This window comes from Streptomyces sp. NPDC057694, from assembly GCF_042799415.1.
In the GTDB taxonomy this organism is placed as follows: Bacteria; Actinomycetota; Actinomycetes; order Streptomycetales; family Streptomycetaceae; genus Streptomyces.
The window spans coordinates 79,350-101,170 of the sequence record NZ_JBHVIX010000030.1 but is presented as its reverse complement, the minus strand read 5'-3'; the positions used below and the strand labels follow the sequence as shown (position 1 = coordinate 101,170).

Annotated in this window: 21 protein-coding genes; 11 read left to right on the top strand and 10 right to left on the bottom strand. The window is 70.1% G+C overall.

The genetic code is table 11. The annotated features are described in order from the left end of the window. Window positions 1-3 precede the first annotated feature (3 nt). From ACFVDP_RS38695 to ACFVDP_RS38675, 5 genes are all read left to right on the top strand, one after another. Window positions 4-906, top strand: a complete 903-nt coding sequence (locus ACFVDP_RS38695; RefSeq protein WP_383500706.1) for a DUF5936 domain-containing protein — start codon at window positions 4-6, stop codon at window positions 904-906. A gap of 253 nt (window positions 907-1,159) precedes the next feature. Next, complete coding sequence (locus tag ACFVDP_RS38690; RefSeq protein WP_383500763.1) at window positions 1,160-1,363, top strand: hypothetical protein; 204 nt, start codon at window positions 1,160-1,162, stop codon at window positions 1,361-1,363. Next, window positions 1,360-1,968, top strand: a complete 609-nt coding sequence (locus ACFVDP_RS38685) for a pilus assembly protein TadG-related protein (protein ID WP_383500760.1) — start codon at window positions 1,360-1,362, stop codon at window positions 1,966-1,968. Before ACFVDP_RS38690 ends, ACFVDP_RS38685 begins: the two co-directional genes overlap by 4 nt. 21 nt (window positions 1,969-1,989) lie before the next feature. Further along, window positions 1,990-2,574 carry a hypothetical protein gene (locus ACFVDP_RS38680; RefSeq protein WP_383500703.1) on the top strand — a complete coding sequence of 195 codons (585 nt, stop codon included), beginning with the start codon at window positions 1,990-1,992 and terminating at the stop codon, window positions 2,572-2,574. A 1-nt stretch (window position 2,575) separates the two neighbouring features. Further along, a complete protein-coding gene (locus ACFVDP_RS38675) occupies window positions 2,576-3,193 on the top strand; it encodes an OmpA family protein (protein WP_383500700.1) in 618 nt (205 codons plus the stop codon). Between the two features lie 10 nt (window positions 3,194-3,203). Here ACFVDP_RS38675 and ACFVDP_RS38670 read toward each other — a convergent pair whose 3' ends face one another. The 4 genes from ACFVDP_RS38670 to ACFVDP_RS38655 form a co-directional block, all read right to left on the bottom strand. Next, complete coding sequence (locus tag ACFVDP_RS38670) at window positions 3,204-3,719, bottom strand: DUF1707 domain-containing protein (protein WP_383500697.1); 516 nt, start codon at window positions 3,717-3,719, stop codon at window positions 3,204-3,206. A 9-nt stretch (window positions 3,720-3,728) separates the two neighbouring features. Next, a complete protein-coding gene (locus tag ACFVDP_RS38665) occupies window positions 3,729-5,438 on the bottom strand; it encodes a serine/threonine-protein kinase (protein WP_383500694.1) in 1,710 nt (569 codons plus the stop codon). 113 nt (window positions 5,439-5,551) lie between these two features. Continuing rightward, window positions 5,552-6,868, bottom strand: a complete 1,317-nt coding sequence (locus ACFVDP_RS38660; RefSeq protein ID WP_383500691.1) for a cytochrome P450 — start codon at window positions 6,866-6,868, stop codon at window positions 5,552-5,554. A 189-nt stretch (window positions 6,869-7,057) separates the two neighbouring features. After that, entirely contained in the window at window positions 7,058-7,576 is a 519-nt protein-coding gene (locus ACFVDP_RS38655) for a DinB family protein (RefSeq protein WP_383500687.1), read from the bottom strand. 108 nt (window positions 7,577-7,684) lie between these two features. On the opposite strand from ACFVDP_RS38655, the gene ACFVDP_RS38650 reads away from it, so the two are divergent. Then, window positions 7,685-8,518: a class I SAM-dependent methyltransferase gene (locus ACFVDP_RS38650; protein WP_383500684.1), complete on the top strand. Its 834-nt coding sequence runs from the start codon at window positions 7,685-7,687 to the stop codon at window positions 8,516-8,518. A 558-nt stretch (window positions 8,519-9,076) separates the two neighbouring features. Here ACFVDP_RS38650 and mgrA read toward each other — a convergent pair. After that, on the bottom strand, window positions 9,077-10,114 hold the full coding sequence (mgrA, locus tag ACFVDP_RS38645; RefSeq protein ID WP_383500681.1) for an L-glyceraldehyde 3-phosphate reductase: 1,038 nt from the start codon (window positions 10,112-10,114) through the stop codon (window positions 9,077-9,079). A 119-nt stretch (window positions 10,115-10,233) separates the two neighbouring features. Here mgrA and ACFVDP_RS38640 point away from each other — a divergent pair, with 119 nt between their 5' ends. The 4 genes from ACFVDP_RS38640 to ACFVDP_RS38625 all read left to right on the top strand — a co-directional run bounded on the left by ACFVDP_RS38640 (window position 10,234) and on the right by ACFVDP_RS38625 (window position 15,334). Then, entirely contained in the window at window positions 10,234-11,007 is a 774-nt protein-coding gene (locus ACFVDP_RS38640; RefSeq protein ID WP_383500678.1) for an isoprenyl transferase, read from the top strand. 338 nt (window positions 11,008-11,345) lie between these two features. Then, on the top strand, window positions 11,346-12,671 hold the full coding sequence (locus tag ACFVDP_RS38635) for a PhoH family protein (RefSeq protein WP_383500675.1): 1,326 nt from the start codon (window positions 11,346-11,348) through the stop codon (window positions 12,669-12,671). Between the two features lie 389 nt (window positions 12,672-13,060). Further along, window positions 13,061-13,786 carry a lytic transglycosylase domain-containing protein gene (locus ACFVDP_RS38630; RefSeq protein WP_383500757.1) on the top strand — a complete coding sequence of 242 codons (726 nt, stop codon included), beginning with the start codon at window positions 13,061-13,063 and terminating at the stop codon, window positions 13,784-13,786. A gap of 162 nt (window positions 13,787-13,948) precedes the next feature. Next, window positions 13,949-15,334 carry an AI-2E family transporter gene (locus ACFVDP_RS38625; RefSeq protein WP_383500672.1) on the top strand — a complete coding sequence of 462 codons (1,386 nt, stop codon included), beginning with the start codon at window positions 13,949-13,951 and terminating at the stop codon, window positions 15,332-15,334. 460 nt (window positions 15,335-15,794) lie between these two features. Here ACFVDP_RS38625 and ACFVDP_RS38620 read toward each other — a convergent pair whose 3' ends face one another. Next, a complete protein-coding gene (locus tag ACFVDP_RS38620) occupies window positions 15,795-16,325 on the bottom strand; it encodes an alkyl hydroperoxide reductase (protein WP_361558488.1) in 531 nt (176 codons plus the stop codon). Between the two features lie 15 nt (window positions 16,326-16,340). Continuing rightward, window positions 16,341-16,895: a peroxiredoxin gene (locus tag ACFVDP_RS38615; RefSeq protein ID WP_383500669.1), complete on the bottom strand. Its 555-nt coding sequence runs from the start codon at window positions 16,893-16,895 to the stop codon at window positions 16,341-16,343. A 134-nt stretch (window positions 16,896-17,029) separates the two neighbouring features. On the opposite strand from ACFVDP_RS38615, the gene ACFVDP_RS38610 reads away from it, so the two are divergent. After that, on the top strand, window positions 17,030-17,992 hold the full coding sequence (locus tag ACFVDP_RS38610) for a hydrogen peroxide-inducible genes activator (protein ID WP_383500666.1): 963 nt from the start codon (window positions 17,030-17,032) through the stop codon (window positions 17,990-17,992). Window positions 17,993-18,170: 178 nt separating this feature from the next. Here the strand turns inward: ACFVDP_RS38610 and ACFVDP_RS38605 are convergent, their stop codons facing one another. Genes ACFVDP_RS38605 through ACFVDP_RS38595 form a run of 3 tightly spaced genes read right to left on the bottom strand, consistent with a single transcriptional unit; the run spans window position 18,171 to window position 21,702 of the window. Next, a complete protein-coding gene (locus ACFVDP_RS38605) occupies window positions 18,171-20,489 on the bottom strand; it encodes an ABC transporter permease (protein WP_383500663.1) in 2,319 nt (772 codons plus the stop codon). Beyond that, window positions 20,486-21,178: an ABC transporter ATP-binding protein gene (locus ACFVDP_RS38600; RefSeq protein ID WP_383500660.1), complete on the bottom strand. Its 693-nt coding sequence runs from the start codon at window positions 21,176-21,178 to the stop codon at window positions 20,486-20,488. The genes ACFVDP_RS38605 and ACFVDP_RS38600 overlap by 4 nt, the downstream gene beginning before the upstream one ends. After that, on the bottom strand, window positions 21,175-21,702 hold the full coding sequence (locus ACFVDP_RS38595) for a PadR family transcriptional regulator (RefSeq protein ID WP_383500657.1): 528 nt from the start codon (window positions 21,700-21,702) through the stop codon (window positions 21,175-21,177). Before ACFVDP_RS38595 ends, ACFVDP_RS38600 begins: the two co-directional genes overlap by 4 nt. Window positions 21,703-21,821 lie beyond the last annotated feature (119 nt).

Sequence of the window (21,821 nt, the reverse complement as noted above, 5' to 3'; positions counted from 1 at the left end):
CTCATGTCCACCACCGTCATCGGCCTCCTCCTCGCCCTCCTCATGGCCCTGGCCGTCCTCGGCGTCTTCACGGGCATCCGGATGTACCGGGCCGACGCCAAGATCCCCAGCGACCTCGCGCTCGCCCTGGAGGTCGGCGCCACCCGCGTCTCGGCCCCCTCCTCGGCGGTCGACCGCCTGGGCATGCGCTTCGCACCCTTGATCCTGCGCCTGATGGGCCCACGCCGCGTCGACGCCAAGCGCCGCCGGATCGACATGGCGGGCAACCCGGGCGGCCTGACCATCGACCGCTACGCGGCCCGCCGGGCGGTCTACGGCGCCTTCGGCGTGATCATGGGCCTGATCTTCCTCTCCGCGGGGAGGCCCCTCTTCGCCCTCTTCACCTTCGCCTTCGGCGCCCTCGCCGCCGACGCGCTGATCCTTCAGGCCATGCGCGAACGCAAGGACGTCATCGACCGCACCCTCCCCGACTTCCTCGACGTCCTCGCCGTGGTCGTCTCGGCGGGCCTCGGCTTCCGCCAGGCGTTGGACCGGGTGGCGGAGAAATACGAGGGCCCCTGGGCGGACGAACTCCGCATCACCCTGCGCCAGATGGACATGGGCGTCCCGCGCCGCCAGGCCTTCGACGAACTCCGCCGCCGCAACTCGTCCGAGCAGGTGGCCCAGTTCGTCTCGGCCCTCCAACAGGGCGAGGAACTGGGCTCCCCCATCGCGGACACCCTCATCCAGCTCGCCACGGACATGCGCCGCACAGACGCCCAGAACTCCCGCCGCCGAGCCGCGAAAACCATCCCGAAGGCAACCATGGTGACCCTGGTCTTCATGCTCCCGGCCACCATGATCCTGATCGGCACCGGCATGTTCCTCGGCTCGGGCTCGAACTTCGGCTCGATCCTGGGCCGTTGAGCACCGTGGCCGAGCACTGCCGCTCCGCCGGTCGCACTGGCTACAGTGTTCCCGACCGCGGTTGGCAGTTGCGAACGCGACGGGGGGAGGGCACGCATGCGACGGACATCCCGGCATCAACGTACGGTCAAGCGACGGCAGTTAATTGTCGAATCCGCATACAAGCGGTTGCAGGTCGCGTACGTTGCGTACGGTACGCGCGCGAGCGTGGCCGTCGTACGGGGAAGGGGAGATCGTGACCAGGGATCGGCTCATCGGGGTGTGGGTCAAGTGGACGGTTTCGGTGTCGGAGCGGGTTCGCGGGGCTCGGCGAGATTCTGGGGCCGGGTTCGTGGAGTACGCGGGGCTGATGATTTTGATCGCGGGGATTTTCTTGGCGATCGACGCGTTGGGACTCGACGGCAAGATCTCTCAGGCGATCGGCAATGCGGTCGGCCGCGTCACTGGCGGCGGCTGAGCTCGCTTCGCCCGAGGGGTGACCGGGGGTCCACACTTCCGATCTACATCTGGCTCACGGCAATTCTGCTCTTCGCCGCGCTTGCCTTCTTCGCCTTCGCGCAGGCCGCCTCTGCCCGGAACGGTGCTCAATCAGCCGCTGACGCGGCTGCGTTGGCAGCGGCACAGTCCTCGCGTGACGAGTTGATGGACGGCTTGGGGAAGGCCATCAACGACGGCGACGACGACTGGTTCGACTGGCTCGACGGGCAGAACCTCGCCGACGCGGACGCGCAGGCGGCGGGACAGTTGGCTGCTGAGAACGACGCCGAAGTCATCGCGGGCCCTGACGCCACGCACGTCGCCGGATTCCCGGGTTACCGGGTCGAGGTCCGAACCCTGTACACGGTCGGCGACACGGTCATTCCCGGCACGGAGACCAAGCACGCCACGGCGCACGCCACCGCGGTGATCCAGCCACGCTGTGATTTTCCTGTGGACGCCGATTTCAAAAAGGCCGTCCAACTGACATGTGATGGGCAGCAATTCAAGGTCGACCCCGAAGACTTCCATCCGGAGGACCTGCCGGACGCGTCGGCCCTGTTCTCCGTCCACCTGGCCGACTGACGAGAAAGGGAAGCCGTAGCGATGAATCTTCGGCGCACTACGACGGCCCGCCGGGCACTGGCCGCGGTGGCGATCACGACCGGTCTGGTCCTCTCCGCGACAGGCTGTGGAGGCGGTGACGACAAGGGTGACGAGGCCCCGAAGTCCTCTTCGCAACAGAGCGACGCGGGCGACAAGCCGAAGGCGTCGCCATCGGCGGACACCGAGCAGACACTGGCAGAGGTGAAGAACAACGGCATCACCCTCACGGTGACCTCGGCCAAACGGGACCAGGGCGGCTACGTCACCGTCAGCGGTACTGTGACGAACGGGACCTCCGGAATCTGGCTCGCCACCGAGTGGAAGAGTGACGAGAGCGAGTTGCAGGGGAACGCCGCCTCCATGGCCGGGGCCAGCCTCGTCGACCAGGCAGGCAAGAAGAGGTATCTGGTTCTCAGGGACACCCAAGGACGCTGCCTCTGCACCAAGTTCCAGGGCGGCATCGACCAGGGCAAGACCTCCGACTGGTTCGTCCAGTTCCCCGCGCCGCCAGAGGGAACCACCTCCGTCCAGCTCCAGGTCCCCACCATGCCCCCGGCCTCCATCGACATCACCGAGGGCGAATGACATGCCCCGCCACCACCTGACCGCCGCGACGCTCACGGTCCTCCTGTTCGCCACCGGCACCGCGGTGGCCCACGCCGACGACGACAAGCCCTCCACGCCGCCCGGCAGCACCACGACCTCGGCGCCCCCGGACGTCGACGCCAACAGCCCGGGGCTCAAGCTCGCCGACGGTGCCACGCTGGCGCCCGCCAAGGTGCTGGACATCAAGTCCGTCGTCGAGGACCTGTCCGGAGACGAACGGCGGTCCGACACCAACGAGACCGTGACGTTCGCCCTCCAGGCCGAGGTCCTCTTCGCGAAGGACAGCGCCAAGCTCAACCCCGACGCGCAGTCCCGCATCCAGGCGATCGCCGACGAGATCAAGTCCCAGAAGGCGTCCACGGTCCGGGTGTTCGGGTTCACCGACAACCTGGGCAGTTACGCGCACGGCCTGACGCTCTCCAAGAAGCGCGCCGAAGCGGTCCACGACCAGCTGACGACGGCCCTCGGCGCGTCCGGCGGGGACGTCACCTTCCAGGTCAGGGGCTACAGCGAGGACTACCCGATCGCGGACAACGGCAGCGAAGAGGGCCGCAAGAAGAACCGGCGCGTGGAGGTCTCGTTCCCGAAGAGCGGCTGAGACGCGCGGCTCAGCGCCGGGCGTGCCGGATCTTCAGCCGGCCGTATCCCATGGCGCCGGTGATCCGGATCGTCGGCCCGCCGGAGCCGGGGGACCTGCGCGGCCGGTAGCGGGTGTCCTTCCACCCGGTGTGCAGACCGTCGAGCTCGACGGTCGCGTCGCGCGGAACGGTGATCCGGGCCCCGCCGGTGCCGAGTTGCAGCTCGATGTCGACCGTCGGCTCCTCGAAGACCGCCCGCGACAGATCGAGCCGCACCCTGCCGTACGCCGACTCGACCTTGAGGAACCGCGGCACCCGCCACGCCCCGCCCCGCTTGATCCGGCCCCCGGCGGCGCCGATCGTGGCCGTGCCGGGGCGCCGCTGCTCGGGGAGCGCGGCGATTACCGGTTCGAGTGCGGCGCTCGTCGTGGCGGTGAGCACCTGCTGGAGGTGCCCGTCCATCTCCGCGTGCGAGAGGTGCCCCTCGGCGTACGCCTCCTGCACCCGCCGCACCGCCGCGTCGCGATCGTCCGAAAGTGAAGTCACCGCTGCACGCTAGCCCTTCTTCCAGTAGGCCATGTCCACTGTCAGGAAGGCGATGTCGGGCATGGCGGTGGACTTCACGTCGATGACGAGCGAGGCGAGCCGCCCGTCGCCGCTGCGGACACAGAACTGGGTGCCGACCGCCGAGGCGGCCAGCGACCACGTGTGGCTCTTCTTGCCGGTCGGGGTGTCGGTCATGAGGTCGCACTCCTCGCGGTCCGCGTTCGGCGTGCCGAAGATCTGCATGAACACGGCCGTGTCGCTGGTCAGTTCGCAGCCGGCCTGCTTGCAGGAGAACCGGATCTCACCCTCGCGGTCCTTGCGCTGGTACGGGGCGTCGAAGCTCAGCGAGTTCTTCGCGTCCAGCCACATCTGCGACTCCCCGTGGACCGTCGGCTCGGCTTCCGGGGCCGAGGCGGTGCCGGAGCCCGCCGTTCCGGCCGCCTTGCCGGAGCCGTCTTCGGCGGTGTCCGCGTTCACCTTCGGCGCGGACGCGGACGCCGACACGGACGGGGTGCCACCGGCCGACACCCCGGCGCCGCCCCCCTTCGCCGAGCCGCCGTCCCCCTTGTCGCGGCCGAACAGCCCTCCGGAGTCCATGACCGTCCAGGCCAGCACCGACAGCACCAGCACCGCCGCCGTCACACCCGCGCCGACAGCCAGACGGGCGCCGCGTCTTCGTACCGGCGGCCCGCTCGGCTCGGTCGGCGGGGCCCAGGGGTCCCGGGGCGGCGAGACCTGCGGCCGCGTGGCGTCGAACGGCGTCGTGAGCGGCGCGGCAGACGTGGACACCGGCTCCGGGACCGTCACCTCCGGCCCCGTCACCTCCCGCCACACGGCAGGCCCCGCGCCCGCGTCGACGGCGTCCCCGAGCCGCTCCCGGCACCACCGCACGATCTCCGCGAGGGACGCCCGCTCCGCCGGATCCGCGGCCAGACAGCGGGCGATCAGCGGCCGCAGCTCCTCGGGGAGCGGGGAGAGATCCGGCCGGGAGTGGACGATGCGGTAGAGGACGGTGACCCCGGGCCCGTCGCCGTACAGCGGGGCGCCGAGCGCCGCGAACGCGGCCGTCTGACCGAGCGCGAAGACATCCGTGGCCTGCGTGACCTCGGCGCCGGACGCCTGCTCGGGCGCCATGTACTGGGGCGTGCCGATGGCGAGGCCGCCGCTCGTGGCCGTGTACGAACTCAGGCCCGAGGCAAGGGAGATGCCGAAGTCGATGACGCGCGGGCCGTCGGCGGCGAGCAGCACGTTCGAGGGCTTGAGGTCGCGGTGCACGACCCCGGCCGCGTGAATGGCCTGCAACGCCTCGGCCACGCCCGCCATCAGCCACAGCACGGCCGGTACCGGCAGCGGGCCGCGCCGGGCGACCGCCTCCGAGAGCGAGGGCCCGGGCACGTACAGCGTCGCGAGCCAGGGCGGATCGGCGTCCGCGGCACCGTCGATCAGCTCGGCCGTGTACGCGCCCCGCACCCGCCGTGCCGCCTCCATCTCCCGGCGGAAGCGCCGCCGGAAGTCGGGGTCGTCGGCGAGCTCGGGCCGTACGACCTTGATCGCCACCGGGCGGCCGCCCTGCGTGTGCGACAGATAGACCCGGCCCATGCCGCCCGCGCCGAGCCGGGCCGCCAGCCGGTAACCGGCCACCTCCACCGGATCGTCGCCCTGCAACGGAGCGAAACCCGCACCGGGCCCGGCCTGCGCCGCGTCCCCCCTGAGATCCATGATCCCCCGACCCTTTCCCCTGCACCCCTGAGCCCCCGGTCAACCATTGGTTGACCCATGTACTTCGGCAGCAGCCTATGCCGTCTGCCGACCGGGACACCCCAGAGGAAGGGCTAGAGCCGCACAGGCAGCGAGTCCACCCCGTACACGATCGACAACTTGCGGAACTCCAGCTCCTCGGGAGCCACCGCGAGCTGCAACTCGGGGAAGCGGCGCACCAGTTGGGGGAAGGCGGCGCGCAGCTCCATCTTGCCCAGCTCGGCGCCGATGCAGCGGTGGATGCCGTAGCCGAAGGCCAGGTGGGAGGCGGTGGGCGGGCGCGAGGGGAGGAAGGCGTCCATGTCGTCGCCCTCCGCGCCGAGCCGCGGGTCCCGGTCGGCGGCGCTGAGCGAGACGATCACGATGTCGCCGCCGGTTATCGGTACGCCGCCGATCTCCACGTCCTCGCGGGCGAACCGCGGGAAGGCCGTCTGCACGACCGTGAGATGACGCAGCAGCTCGTCCACGAAGGGGGCCGCGACCGCCGCCGGGTCCTCCGCGTCGCGCAGCGCCGCGAAGTGCTCCCGGTCGCTCAGCATGATCATGGTGCCGAGGGCGAGCATGCTCGCCGTCGTCTCCAGACCACCGGTCAGCACCCCGTCCGCGAGGCCGGTCAGCTCCTCGTCCGTGATGTTGTCGCCGTGCTCGCGCACCAGCATGCCGAGCAGGCCCTCGCCCGGATTGCGGCGCTGCTCGGCGACGACGCCGCGCAGATAGTCCAGCGACTGCGACACGGCCCCGAACGACGCGCCCGCGCCGCCCAGCACATCGAAGCGGGCCACGGAGAACTGCTGGAACGCCTCGCGCTCCTCATAGGGGACGCCGAGGAGTTCACAGATCACCAGCGCGGGGACCGGCATCGCGAAGTGCTCGACGAGATCGGCCGTGCCGTCGGGCGACTCGCGCACCGCCTTCTCCAGGTGGGCCAGCTGGTCCTCGACGATCGAGTGGATGCGCGGCGTGAGGCGCGACAGCCGCCGCATCGTGAACTCCGGCGTGAGCAGCCGGCGCAGCCGGGTGTGGTCCGGCGGGTCGCAGAAGCCGAGCCCGCCCGGGTTCTGATCGGCGCCCGCGCCGCCCACGCCCACCAGGTGCCGGAAGTCGTTGCTGAACGCCCTGGCGTTGCCGAGGACCTCCTTCGCCTCGTCGTAGCCCGACACCAGCCAGACCGTCATGCCGGGGATCGGCAGCCGGCTGACCGGCTCCCGGTCGCGCAGCTCACCGATCTCGGGGACCGGGTCGACACCCTCGCGGCGCAGCGGCAGCAGCGCGCCGTCGGGCAGCTTCGACAGGATCGACAGATCCAGCCCCGTCCCCTTTCTCCGCAGGCGGGAGAAGTAGAGGCGGGTCAGCCAGCTCGCTATCGCGGAACGTGCAGATCGTACGTACATGTGCTCGCGTCTCTGCGGTGAAGTGGGACGGACGGGCCCGATGTGGGGGACGTGGGCCGGGGTGGTGATGCGGCGGGGGTGCGTCAAGGGTATGTGCGCCCCCGGGGTGCCCGGGAAGAGGGCCAGCCCCTGAGAAGTCCCTGTGGACATCCCCCGTACATCCCTGAGGACACCCCCCGGCGCCTCTCCCTACTGGGGCAGCGGCGGCAGATAGCCGGTCATGCCGTCGGTCAGCTCCCGCAGGATGTCCATGTGGCCCAGATGCCGGGTCGTCTCCTCCAGCATGTGCACGAGCACCCAGCGCATCGACACGGTTCTGCCGTCCCAGGCCGTGCCCGTCTCCTCCAGCGGGATCTCGGTGATGGCCAGATCGGCGGCGGCCCGCGCACGCGCGTAGAAGGCGAGCAGGCTCTCGACCGTCTCGTCGTCGGCGGCCACGATGTCCTCGCCCTTGTACGGGTCGAACCACAGCGGTTCGCTCTCCCGCCCGAACGTGCCGCAGAACCAGCTGTACTCCACCGACGCCAGGTGCTTGACGAGCCCCAGCAGATTCGTGCCCGTCGGCGTCAGCGGCCGCCGGGCCTGCTCCTCGCCGAGGCCCTGGAGCTTCCACACGACGCCGTCCCGGTGCCGGTCGAGCGCCACGTGCAGGCTCTCCTTCTCGCCGCCCTCGTACGGAACGTGCCTCATCGTCGCCCTGCTGGTCATGTCAGTGCCTCCCCTGTCCGGTGCGCAGAAAGTAGCAGCGCCGTCCGACAGGGGAAGACCCGCGAAAAGGAGAGGAGAGCACGGGCGGCCCCTGGAACCATGGGTCTCATGGACGCCAAGAACACCACGGAGCACCCGGAGCACCCGGAGAACACGGAGCGCCCGGAGAACGCCTCGCGCACGGACCCCAGGAGTTACGAGGAGCTGGTCGCCGAGGCCGTCGCCGCGCCCACCGAGGGCTGGGACTTCTCCTGGTTCGAGGGCCGCGCCACCGAGGAGCGGCCCTCGTGGGGGTACGCGCGGCTGATGGGGGAGCGCCTGGCCGCCGTCGGCTCGGCTCTCGACCTGCACACGGGCGGCGGCGAAGTGCTCGACCTGGCACCGCGGCTGCCGCCCCTGATGGCCGCCACGGAGGGCTGGCCGCCGAACGTCGCGAAGGCCTCCCGCCGGCTCGCCCCGCGCGGCGTGGTCGTGGTCGCGTCCCCCGACGACGCCCCGTTGCCCTTCGCGGACGCCACCTTCGAGCTGGTCACCGCCCGCCACCCGGTCCGGGCGGACTTCCCGGAGATCGCCCGCGTACTGCGCCCCGGCGGCACCTACTTCGCCCAGCACGTCGGCCCCAGCAGCGTGTTCGAGCTCGTCGAGTACTTCCTGGGCCCGCAGCCGGAGGAGGTGCGCCGGGGCCGCGACCCGCAGCAGGAGACGGACCGGGCACGGGCGGCGGGCCTGGAGATCGTCGACCTGCGCGCCGAGCGGCTGCGCATCGAGTTCTACGACGTCGGCGCGGTCGTGCACTTCCTGCGCAAGGTCGTCTGGATGGTCCCGGGCTTCACCGCGGAGGCGTACGAGCCCCAACTGCGCGCCCTGCACGAGCGGATCGGCACGGAGGGGCCGTTCGTGGCCCACAGCGCCCGCCATCTGATCGAGGCGCGCAAGGCATAGGGGCTATCGACTGAGCAAACGGTGCAAACCGGGCGCCTGGAGCAACCGATTCCGCATCGTTACCGAGACGCACTCGATCCTCACGTAAACCTCACGTAAGTTCAGACCAACGGCAATTCGCGCCAGCAAAGCTGCGCGGCGGTACCGCGCGGTGGAGGGGGCTGCGCGGTGCCGCTTGCCACCTCCGCGGCCCGGCAGGCCCGCCGCGTGACCCGAATGCGCCATATCCGCGACGGCCTTTGCGACGGCCCCGGCGGCGTCAACCTGGCGCGTGACACGGGAGAGGGACCCCGAACCTCCGGCGAAGTGCCCGTGAAGACGGTGTCGAAGACGCCTGTGGGCCCGCTGTGGGGCGGCCGGAAAGCTACCTCCAGCCGTCGCCGGGCGATTGCGGAGAGTAGTTGTGGCACGCCGATGCACGCATCCGCACTTACGAAGGGTTATGGTGGAAACCCCCCCTCGGGCCGGTCCGTCTCCCCCCCACGGACCGGCCCGTTTTTTGTCCGCACATACGGACAGGCCAAGCCCCCCTCAGGGGCTCGCCGGGGGCGAACCGGATCAGCTGCGTCCGGCCCAGATGTTCGTACCGGGCGTGGAGACCGCGAACGAGTCGATTTCGGTCAGTTCCTCGGCGGTCAGCTTCGGAGCGGCCAGCGCCGCCACGTTCTCGTCCAGCTGCTTCACGCTGGAGGCACCGATCAGGGCCGACGTCATCCGCTCGTCGCGCAGCACCCAGTTCAGTGCGAGCTGGGCCAGCGACTGGCCGCGGCGCTGCGCGATGTCGTTCAGACCGTTCAGCCGGCGCAGGACCTCGTCGCTCAGCAGATCGGGGTCGAGCGACTTGCCCTGCGTGGCGCGCGAGCCCTCCGGGATGCCCTTCAGGTACTTGCCCGTCAGCAGGCCCTGCGCGAGCGGCACGAAGGAGATGCAGCCCATGCCGGCCTTCTCCAGGGTGTCGAGCAGCCCGTCGTCCTCGGTCCAGCGGTTGATCATCGAGTAGGACGGCTGGTGGATGAGGGCCGGGACGCCCATCTCCTTGAGCAGCCGCGCCGCCTCGGCCGTCTGCTCGCTGTTGTACGAGGAGACACCGACGTACAGCGCCTTGCCCTGCTGCACCGCCGACGCGAGCGCGCCCATCGTCTCCTCGAGCGGGGTGTTCGGGTCGAAGCGGTGCGAGTAGAAGATGTCGACGTAGTCCACGCCCATCCGCTTCAGCGAGGCGTCCAGGGACGACATCAGGTACTTGCGGCTGCCCCACTCCCCGTACGGACCGGGATGCATCAGATAGCCGGCCTTGGTCGACAGGACCAGCTCGTCCCGGTACGGGGCGAAGTCCTGCGCGAAGATCTTGCCGAAGTTCAGCTCGGCGGAGCCGGGCGGCGGACCGTAGTTGTTCGCCAGGTCGAGGTGGGTGACGCCCAGGTCGAAGGCGCGGCGCAGGATCGCGCGCTGGGAGTCGAGCGTGCGGTCGTCCCCGAAGTTGTGCCACAGGCCGAGCGAGATCGCGGGCAGCTTCAGGCCGCTGCGGCCCGTGCGCCGGTACTCCATCGAGTCGTAGCGGTCGGCCGAGGCCACATAGGGAGAGGTGTCGTTCATGGGTACGAAACTACGTCAGGGTGCCGTCGGTGCACTGACACCCCACAGCTCCCACCCGCTTTTGCGGCTGTAGGCTTTCGCCTTCGGGGACCGTCGTCTGCACGGAGGGGCAAAAGACCGTGAACCTGCGCGACAGGCTGCGCGGCCTGCTGGTCAGGCTGTACGCACGCCGGGTCGAAGGCCATCTTGACCACGACCAGGTGCCCAAGCACGTCGGCGTCATCATGGACGGCAACAGACGGTGGGCGAAGGCGGCCGGCTCCACTCCCGCCCAGGGACACCAGGCGGGCGCCGCCAAGATCGAGGAGTTCCTCGGCTGGTGCAGCGAGACGGACGTCGAGGTGGTCACCCTGTGGCTGCTGTCGACGGACAACTTCGACCGGCCCGCGGACGAGCTGGTCCCGCTGCTCGGCATCATCGAGGACACCGTCCGCGCCCTCGCGGCCGACGGCCGCTGGCGCGTCCACCACGTGGGCACCCCCGACATCCTCCCCGAGGGCATGCAGGGCATCCTCAAGGAGGCCGAGGAGGCCACCGCCCAGCGCGACGGAATACTGGTCAACGTGGCGATCGGCTACGGCGGCCGCCAGGAGATCGCCGACGCCGTCCGCTCGATGGTCCTGGACGCCGGGGACAAGGGGCAGTCGATCGAGGAGCTGGCCGACGCCGTCTCCGTCGACCTGATCGGCGAGCACCTCTACACCAAGGCCCAGCCCGACCCCGACCTCGTCATCCGCACCAGCGGCGAGCAGCGCCTGTCGGGCTTCATGCTGTGGCAGACGGCCCACTCCGAGTACTACTTCTGTGAAGTCTTCTGGCCTGCCTTCCGCAAGGTCGACTTCCTGCGCGCGATGCGCGACTACGCGGCCCGGCACCGGCGCTTCGGCGGCTGACCCGGCTCCACCCGGGGCGCACCCGGGGGACGTACGACATCAGGAGTTAACGCACGCGCCGCCCTATGACGTGGCATGGCTGCGCGTGTTCGAGGGAATAAGCCTTCCAGGTCGGTGTCCGCACCAAGGACACCGCATCTCAGCGGGCGGCACGGGGCCGCCCGCCCGGGAGGCCCTTTGCACCAGGACGACCGCACACGAACCCGTGCGGATGACGACTTGGAGGGCCGGCTCTCGGCCCGCGCAGCGCGGCCGAGGACCGGCAGCCTTCGCCGGTCCCCCCGGCCCGATAACTCCTCCGCCGCTCCCCGACCTCATCCGAGGGGGTACGTCCTTCCGTGGTGACCAGCAACAAGCGCCTGCGTAAAGCCGAACGGCGCACTTATGTTCTCGACACCAGCGTCCTGCTGGCCGATCCCAACGCCATGACCCGGTTCGACGAGCACGAAGTCGTGCTGCCGATCGTCGTGGTCACGGAGTTGGAGGCCAAACGGCACCATCCGGAGCTCGGGTACTTCGCCCGGCAGGCCCTGCGCCTGCTGGACGACTACCGGGTTCGCTACGGACGCCTGGACGCCCCGATCCCCACCGGAGACCTGGGCGGCACGCTGCGCGTCGAGCTCAACCACTCCGACCCGGCCGTGCTCCCGGCGGGCTACCGCCTGGGTGACAACGATTCCCGGATCCTGGCCGTGGCCCGCAATCTGCAGGCCGAGGGGTTCGACGTCACGGTCGTGTCGAAGGACCTGCCTCTCAGGATCAAGGCGTCGTCGGTCGGACTCCTCGCCGAGGAGTACCGCGCCGAACTCGCCATCACGGACTCCGGTTTCACCGGAATGTCCGAACTGACCCTGGCCGGTGAACAGGTCGACCTGCTCTTCGAGGAGGAGACGCTCTACGTTCCCGAGGCCGCCGACCTCCCCGTGCACACGGGCCTGACGATCCACTCCGAGCGCGGCAAGGCCCTCGGCCGGGTCACGCCGGAGGGCAACGTCCGGCTGGTGCGCGGCGACCGGGAGGCCTTCGGGCTGAAGGGGCGCAGCGCCGAGCAGCGGATCGCGCTCGATCTGCTCCTCGATCCGGACATCGGCATCGTCTCGATGGGCGGCCGGGCCGGCACCGGCAAGTCCGCGCTCGCCCTCTGCGCGGGCCTGGAGGCCGTCCTGGAGCGGCGCCAGCACAAGAAGGTGATGGTGTTCCGTCCGCTGTACGCGGTGGGCGGCCAGGAACTCGGCTATCTGCCCGGCAGCGAGGCCGAGAAGATGGGGCCCTGGGCGCAGGCGGTCTTCGACACCCTCTCGGCCGTGACGAGCCGTGACGTCATCGAGGAGATCACCGCCCGCGGGATGCTGGAGGTGCTGCCGCTCACCCACATCCGCGGCCGCTCGCTGCACGACGCGTTCGTGATCGTGGACGAGGCCCAGTCCCTGGAGCGCAACGTCCTGCTGACGGTGCTGTCCCGCATCGGGGCGAACTCGCGTGTCGTCCTCACCCACGACGTCGCCCAGCGCGACAACCTCCGGGTCGGCCGGTACGACGGTGTCGTCGCCGTCGTCGAGAAACTGAAGGGGCATCCGCTGTTCGCGCACGTCACGTTGACGCGCTCGGAGAGGTCGCAGATCGCGGCCCTGGTGACCGAAATGCTGGAGGACGTCCAGATCTAGGGGAGTTAGCCCGGAAGGCGCCGTTCGGAGAAGCCAGAGAGCTTAGCCGGGCGGCGCTTTCGTGCGCGGGGGTTTCCTGAAATCCCGTGCGCCAAACGGGGTGTGACGTTTCCCACGCAACGGAGAATTGCCTTGCGGCGTCCGAATGCGGCAGAGTCACGGTCCTGTCAGGCCCCGCATACGACACTTGCGTACCCCCAGCGGTACAGAACCACCGCAGTACCAGCTGCACCTTGAACTCCATACAGGCCGTCGTATGCCGCCCGCGCACCACGCGGCGCTCCCCGCAAAGGAGTTGCCCACCGGGCCCGTGCCTCCCGTGACCCCGCAGTTGGGAGGCCAGCGTCAGGGGCACGATTGCGTCCGCGATGGTCACACTCAAGCGGGCGATGCTGGAAGGAAACCGTGTGAGCCGGATTTCGGTCCGGGGATTCGCAGTGGCTTCGGCCACCGCGGTCACCACTGTCGGCGCCGTCGTGGGTGTTGCCTCGGGCAGCACCGCTCAGCCTGCCGAGGCTGAGGCCACGGCGAGCGACGCGACCCTCCTCGCCGACATACCCGCGGGCCAGCAGGCCCAGGTTCAGACCTCGTCCCTCGAGCAGCAGGCTCAGACGCAGGCCATCGCCGCGGACAACGCTGCGCAGAAGACGGCGGAGGAGGCGGCCCGCAAGAAGGCCGCCGAAGACGCCGTCGCCAAGCAGCAGGCCGCGCAGGACGCGAAGGAGAAGGCCGAGAAGGAGGCCAAGGAGCGCGAGGAGGCCAAGAAGGCCGCCAGCCGCTCCGAGACCCGCGACGCCTCCAGCTTCAGCACACAGTCTTCGTACTCCACGGCGCAGATCCAGGCGATGGCACGGCAGATGGTGCCGTCCGGCCAGTTCCAGTGCTTCAGCAACATCGTGAATCACGAGTCGAGCTGGAACTACCGGGCCACCAACGCCTCGTCGGGCGCCTACGGTCTCTTCCAGGCGCTGCCCGCGTCCAAGTACTCCTCCGCGGGCGCCGACTGGCAGACCAACCCGGCCACCCAGATCAAGTGGGGGCTGAACTACATGAACGAGCGGTACGGCAGCCCGTGCGACGCCTGGTCGTTCTGGCAGGCCAACAGCTGGTACTAGGACGCGTTTGCGTTCAACCTTCCGGAGCCCCTCACCGTCTTACGGTGAGGGGCTCCGGCTGTATCAGCATGTACGGTCGGTGCTGTCGGTGTGAAAGGCGCCCCAAGGGGAAGTCGTGGGGGGCGTACGGGGACCCCCGTGGGGGAAATCAGAGGACGGATCATGTCGCGAGTTCCAGGCTGGCTCGGCCGGGTCGGCGCCGGAATCAGCAAGGTCGGCGAGCGCCTGGACGAGCGCAGGGCCGAGGCGGAGCGCAACGAGGACGGCCATGGCCATCTGCCGCCCCCGGCGCCCGCGGCGCACTCTGTTCCCGCCGCACCGGCCAAGGACGCCGAACCGGCGCCGGACGGAACCCCCGCCGAACAGGTGCCCGCGCCGCCGACGTACGCGCCCGCGATAGCGCCCCGGCCCGAGCCCGTCGTCGCGGTGCCGTGGGGTCTCAGAGTCGCCGCCGAGGCGGGCTGGCGACTGCTGGTCCTCGCGGGCGCGCTCTGGGTCCTGATGAAGGTCATCAGCTCCGTGCAACTGGTGGTGTTCGCGTTCATCGCGGCACTGCTCATCACGGCGCTGCTCCAGCCGACGGTGGCCCGGCTGCGCCGGCACGGGGTGCCGCGCGGGCTCGCGACGGCGCTCACCGCGATCCTCGGCTTCGTCATCATGGGGCTCGTCGGCTGGTTCGTGGTCTGGCAGGTCCAGGAGAACATCGACACCCTCTCGGACCAGGTCCAGGACGGCATCGACGAGTTGCGCAAGTGGCTCCTCAACAGCCCGTTCCACGTGACCGAGGATCAGATCAACGACATCGCCAAGTCGTTGCGCGACGCCATCGGGGCCAACACGGACTCGATCACGTCCGCGGGGCTCGAAGGCGTCACCGTCATCGTCGAGGCGATGACCGGCATCCTGCTGGCGATGTTCTCGACGCTGTTCCTGCTCTACGACGGCAAGCGCATCTGGGAATGGACGCTCAAGCTCGTTCCGGCGCAGGCCCGGCCGGGCATGGCGGGGGCGGGGCCGCGGGCGTGGCGCACGCTCACCGCGTATGTCCGCGGGACGGTGATAGTCGCGTTGATCGACGCCATCTTCATCGGCCTCGGGATCTTCTTCCTCGGGGTGCCGATGGCGGTGCCGCTCGCCGTGTTCATCTTCCTGTTCGCGTTCATCCCGCTCGTCGGCGCCGTGGTGTCGGGGGCGCTCGCCGTGGTCGTGGCGCTGGTGACGCAGGGCGTGTTCACTGCCGTGATGGTGCTGGCCGTGGTGCTCGCCGTGCAGCAGATCGAGGGGCACATCCTCCAGCCGTTCATCCTCGGACGGGCCGTTCGTGTGCATCCCCTGGCGGTCGTGCTCGCCGTCGCCACCGGGAGCATGGTGTCCGGGATCGGCGGCGCCGTGGTCGCCGTGCCGCTCGTCGCCGTCACCAACACCGTGGTGGGGTACCTCCGGAGCTGGTCCCAGGAGGCGTCCCTCCGCCAGTCCCCGGTCCCGCACGGAGCCACCGCGACGCCGGTGGCCCCGGTGGACCCGCCATCTGGCTCGGCCGGGAGCTGAGTCGCGCAGTTCCCCGCGCCCCTTTTCGGGTTGTCGGTCGTGCGCGGGCCGGTGGCCGCTTCTCGCGCAGTTCCCCGCGCCCCTGAGATGCGCACTGCGTGCGCCATCTCATCGAAGACGCGCCACCCACCTTTCAGGAGAGGCGCGCCACCTACCTTCAGGAGAGGCGCACCATCAGCTCTTCATCAGAGGCGCGCCACCCACCTTCAGGAGAGGAGCGCCACCGGCCCTTCATCAGAGGCGCGCGAAGCGCAGCCTCAAGGGGAGGCTGCGCGCAGCGCATGCCTCAGGGGCGCGGGGAACTGCGCGACCAGCCCCCACCGGGCCGCGGACGAACGACTACCCATTGAGGGGCGCGGGGAACTGCGCGAGAAGCGGCCACCGGCCCGCAGGCGAGCGCGAGACGCAAAAAGGTCGGCCCCGGCACAAGTTAAGTGCCGGGGCCGACCAGTGAACCCGCCTACGCCAGGATGGCCTCGGCGTCGAGGGTGACCGCCACCGCCTGGATGACGGACGCGATCTTGAACGCCTCCTGGACGACCTCCCGGTCGACCCCGGCCTTGCGGAGCACCTGCTCGTGCGAGTCGAGACACATCCCGCAGCCGTTGATCGCGGAAACCGCGAACGACCACAGCTCGAAGTCGACCTTGTCGACCCCGGGGTTGCCGATGACGTTCATCCGCAGACCCGCGCGCATCGTCCCGTACTCGTCGTCCGAGAGCAGGTGACGCGTGCGGTAGAACACGTTGTTCATCGACATGATGGCGGCAGCCGACTTCGCGGCCTTGAACGCCTCCGGCGACAGATTCGCCTCGGCCTCCGGCGCCAGCTCCCGCAGCACGTGCGGCGAGCGGGACGCGATGGCGGTCGCCAGGACCGTGCCCCACAGCTGCTGCTGCGGGAGGTCCGAGTTGCCGATGACCGAGCCCAGGTTGAGCTTCAGGTCCTTGGCGTAGTCCGGTATGGCGGACTTGAGTTCGTCGAGAGCCATGTCAGTACGCTCCGTTCACTCGCCCGAGAGCAGCGCGACCGGGTCCAGGGTCTCGTCGCCCTTGCTCCAGTTGCACGGGCAGAGCTCGTCCGTCTGGAGGGCGTCGAGGACCCGGAGGACCTCCTTGGGGTTACGGCCGACGGAGCCGGCGGTCACCATCGTGAACTGGATCTCGTTGTTCTGGTCGACGATGAAGACGGCGCGCTGCGCGAAGCCGTCCTCGCCCTCGATGCCGAGGTCACGCATGAGCTCGTGCTTGGAGTCGGCCAGCATCGGGAAGGGCAGGTCCGTCAGGTCCGGGTGGTCCTTGCGCCAGGCGTGGTGCACGAACTCGGAGTCACCGGAGAAGCCGAGGACCTGGGCGTCACGGTCGGCGAACTCGTCGTTCAGCTTGCCGAAAGCGGCGATCTCGGTCGGGCACACGAAGGTGAAGTCCTTGGGCCACGCAAAGACGATCTTCCACTTGCCCTCGTAGGTCTTGTGGTTGATCTGCTCGAACTCCGAGCCCTTGTCCAGCGAGACACAGGCAGTCAGGTCGAACTGGGGGAACTTGTCACCGACAGTGAGCACGCGCTCTCCTTGCAGCTAGAAAGGTCCCTTTTTGGGGGACTTTTCTGTGGGTTGGACTGTGACCGATCGTGGCACAGAGTGCATTGATTACGGAAATAGCTAGACTCGGTCGTGTTGATCGGAGGTGGCTATCAGTGGTCGTCAGTAAGGGGAAGCCCGCGGGTGGGCGGCGTCGTCAGCCGAGCCTGGCGCAGTTGCGGGCGTTCGCCGCGGTCGCGGAGCATCTGCACTTCCGGGACGCCGCGGCGGCGATCGGGATGAGCCAGCCCGCGCTGTCGGGCGCCGTGTCGGCCCTGGAGGAGGTGCTGGGGGTCACCCTTGTCGAGCGTACGACGAGGAAGGTGCTGCTCTCGCCGGCCGGGGAGCGGATCGCGGTGCGGGCGCGCGCCGTGCTCGACCAGGTGGGGGCGCTGATGGAGGAGGCCGAGTCGGTGCGGGCGCCGTTCACGGGCGCGCTGCGGCTCGGGGTGATCCCGACCGTGGCGCCCTATCTGCTGCCGACCGTGCTGCGGCTCGTCCACGAGAAATACCCCGAGCTGGATCTCCAGGTGCACGAGGAGCAGACCTCGTCGCTGGTGGAGGGGCTCGGGGCCGGGCGGCTCGATCTGCTGCTGCTCGCGGTGCCGCTCGGGGTGCCCGGCGTCGCCGAACTCCCGCTGTTCGACGAGGACTTCGTGCTCGTCACGCCGCTCGAACACTGGCTGGGGGGCCGGGAGGGGATTCCGCGGGAGGCGTTGCGGGAGCTGAATCTGCTGCTGCTCGACGAAGGGCACTGCCTGCGGGACCAGGCCCTGGACATCTGCCGGGAGGCGGGCCGTGGTGACGCTCCCGTCACCACGACCGCCGCCGGGCTCGCCACGCTGGTCCAACTCGTCGCCGGTGGGCTCGGGGTGACCCTGTTGCCGCGGACCGCTGTGGCCGTCGAGACGAGCCGGAGCAGTCAGCTCCTGACCGGGTACTTCGCCGAGCCCGCCCCCACGCGCAGGGTCGCTCTGGCCATGCGCACGGGGGCGGCTCGCGCCGCGGAGTACCGGGAGTTGGGGGTGGCTCTGCGGGATGCTCTGCGGGGGTTGCCCGTTCGGATACTGGGGGATTGAGGTTCTGCGCGTTGCCGCCGCCCCCGCCGCCTTGGGCAATCTGCCGCCTGGGGCGGCAGGGTGGGCAAGGCGGCACCCCGGCGCGGGGCGAGCGCCTAAGGGGCGGCCAGTACAGCGCCGTTCGCGGGTGAACGCCCGGTGGGGGCTGAGCGCGCAGTTCCCCGCGCCCCTATCGGGGCTACTCGGTCCTCAGGCCCTCTGGGCGCATCAGGCGGTACAGCGGCGGCAGGCTCAGCAGGGTGACCACCGCGATCGCCGCCAGGCCCACGCCTGCCAGGGGCAGGAACGACAGCCAGTCCGTGACCGGGTCGCCGACCATGCGGAGCATCAGGGTGCCGAGGGCCAGGCCGCCGCCGATCGCGACCGCCATGCCGAGGACGACCGGGATCGCCGTCTGCCACAGGACCGACCAGGCCAGGGTGGAGCGCCGGGTGCCGTAGGCGACGAGGATCGACAACAGGCGCCGGCGGTCGCGGAGCTGCTCGATCTGCGAGACCAGCAGGGACGCCGCGATCAGCGTCATCGTCAGGGCCGCGGCGGAGAACAGGCCGCGCCGGATCGACTCGTACTGGTCGTTGGTCTCGACCGCCTGGTACTGGGAGACGTTCATCGTCGGATCGATGCGGTAGGCGGTGTTGCGGACGTACTCGGCGGCGTCCGGCACGTTCGGGTCGAGCCGGATCTGCGTCGACACCATCCCGTTGGTCAGGGCGCGGACGTCGACGGTGGACGGGGTGGCGAAGATGCCGCCGAAGTGGTTGCCGTCCGGGGCGCGCCGGGCCGGGACCGTGCGGGCGTCCTCGGGCACCGTCCAGTGCGCCTTCTTGTCGAGGTGGTCGATGAAGAGCCGCGCACCGGGCTTGGCGTCCTTGGCCAGCGTCTCGTCGTCGTCGGGGAAGTCGGAGCCGGTGACACGGAAGACGTCGCCTTCCTTGCAGGAGGGCAGCTTCGCCAGCTCGCGCAGGGTGGCGCAGGTGCCGACGGACAGCGACACGGTGCCCACGGAGTCGTCGTCGCCCGGCTTGGCGCGGGCCGGGCTCATCATGCTGTCGATGGTGCCGATCACCTGGCGCACGCCCTTGGTGGCATTGAACTCCCGCACGATGTTCTCGGCCGTCCGTCCGGAGACCACATCGGCGCTGGTGCCGATCTGGGCCCGGGCCGGGTCCTGCCCCGTGGATTCGTTGAAGTTCCCGTCGATACCGCCCAGGTACATCTGCAGGGCGATGCCGCCCGCCACCGCGATGGTGATCCCGGAGACCGCGCGGCTCGCGCCGGTGCTGTGCAACTGGAGCCTGCGCACGGCGAGTTGCCACGGCACGGGGCCGCCGCGCAGCCGGTGCACGACCGCCTCCACCAGCCACGGCAGTACCAGGACCAGGCCGATCAGGGTGAGTGCGATGCCGGTGGCGGTCTGGAAGACGCCGAACCGGCCCAGTGAGGAGGCCGAACCGCTCGTCAGCAGCAGCACGGCGCCGACGACCGGCACCACGAGCCGCCACCACAGCCGGCGGGAGCGGGAGCGGCCGCCGCGGACGACCCCCAGCGGCTCGATCGACACCGAGCGCAGCGCGAACACCGTGACCGCCACGGCCGAGACCGGCACGGCCACCAGCACCAGTACGGCGAGAGCCGGTACGGGCCTGAAGTCCGAGGGGAACGCCGACAGCCGCCAGATCTCCACGACCCCGAGCAACTGCCGTGCGGCCAGGAAGAGCAGGACGCCGAGGACGAGTCCGAGAAGCGTGCCGAACAGTGCCTCGCCCGCCGCCGTGCGCCGGGTCATCCGGGCGTCCGCGCCGACCAGTCGCAGCGCCGCGAGGCGCCGGTCGCGCCGCTCGCCGCCGAACCGGACGGCCGTCGCGATGAAGATGGCGACCGGGACCAGCAGGACGACGCACGCCAGCACGATGAGCACGATGAGGCTCGGGTCGAGGCCGGGCCGCTCGTAGCTCATGCCGTAGTGGTCGATGCGGGCGGTGCTCGTCGTTTCCTTCAGGGTGTCGCTGCCCGCGTAGAAGTACAGCTCGAAGGGGTTGTCCAGGCCCGCGTCGCCGATCGTGCCGACGATGCGGTAGTCGTAGCGCTCCCTGAGGAGCTTGCCGTCGGAGGAGTCGAGCAGCTTCCTCAGGGCGGGCGAGACCACCATCTCGTCGGGGCCCGGCAGCTTGTCGACGCCGGGCGGCACCGGCGGGTGCGCGCCCTCGGGGCGCAGCAGCGAGCCGCTGACGAAGTCGCCGCGGTACTCGGAGGAGGCGCCGGCGACGATCATCGTGTCGTCGCCCGGCTTGAGCATGCCGTGCCGGCCGACGCCCAACTGCCGGGCGTCGCCGCGGTCGTCGCGCTCGTTCATGAACGTCGGCACCGAGGCCGCGCCGAGCAGCACGGCCACGCCGAAGGCCACGCCGATCGCGGTCAGCAGGGTGCGGATCCAGCCCTCGCGGCCGCCGGACACGGCGAACCGCATACCGAGGGCGAGGTCGCGGAAGAAGCTCATCGGGCGTACTCCATGTCCCGCGACTTGCCGTCCCGTACGACGATCTCGCGGTCGGAGTAGGCGGCGACCCGGGCCTCGTGCGTGACCAGGACGACGGCGGCGTTCGCGCCGCGCGCGGCCTCGGTCAGCAGCTCCATGACCCGTTCGCCGTTGAGGGAGTCCAGGGCGCCGGTCGGCTCGTCGGCGAAGAGCAGGCGCGGGTTCGTGACGAGGGAGCGGGCCACGGCGACGCGCTGGCCCTGGCCGCCCGATATCTCACCGGGACGCTTCGCGGCGAGGTCATCGACCTCCAGGCGCGCCAGCCAGGAGGCGGCCTGTCGCTCGGCCTCCTTGCGCTTGGTGCCGTTCAGCCGCAGCGGCAGCGCGACGTTCTCCACACAGGTCAGCTCCGGGACCAGCTGGCCGAACTGGAAGACGAAGCCGAAGTCGGTGCGGCGCAGGGCGCTGCGCTCGGCGTCGGAGAGCGTGGTCAGGTCGCGGCCGTCGTAGGCGATGGTGCCGGAGTCCGGGGTGACGATGCCGGCCAGGCAGTGCAGCAGCGTCGACTTGCCGGAACCGGACGGGCCCATGACGGCGACGACCTCGCCGGGGTGGACGGAGAAGGAGGCGCCGTCCAGCGCGGGCGTCGGCCCGTACGCCTTGTGCAGATCGGTGGCGGTGAGCAGGGCACCGGCGGGCGTGGCGGTCATGCGGGACGTACCTCCGCGGCGAGTCGGTCGAGGCGCGCGGCGGTCAGTTCGAGCCAGCGCAGGTCGGCTTCCAGGTGGAACAGGGCGTGGTCGCAGATCAGCTGGTCGGCGAGGTCGCCCTTGCGCTTGCGGTCCGTGAGGATGCGCATCAGGCGCAGGTGCTCGGCACGCTGGGTGTCGAGGACGGTGGCGGCGTCGCGCTCGGTCAGCAGCGCGAGGACGACCTTCGTGTACAGCGTCGACTGGAGGTACGGCTCCGGCTTCTCCGGGGTCGCCAGCCACTGGCGTACGTCGGTGATGCCGGCGTCGGTGATCGCGTACCGCTTGCGCTCCGGGCCGTCGCCGGCCTCTATCCCGTCGACCTCCACGAGGCCGTTCTTCAGGAGGCGGGACATGGTCGAGTAGACCTGGCCGTAGTGCAGGGGCTTGTCGTGGCCGAACGTCGAGTCGAAGGTGCGCTTGAGGTCGTAGCCGTGGCGGGGACCGGATTCAAGGAGCCCGAGAAGGGTGTGGCCGATGGACATGGGGGTGACTGTACACGGTGTGTATACCCGGGGTGTATAGCGGTCCGTTCGTCTGCGGGCGGGTGGGGGGCTGGTCGCGCAGTTCCCCGCGCCCCTGAAAGGCCTGCGGCCTTCAGGGG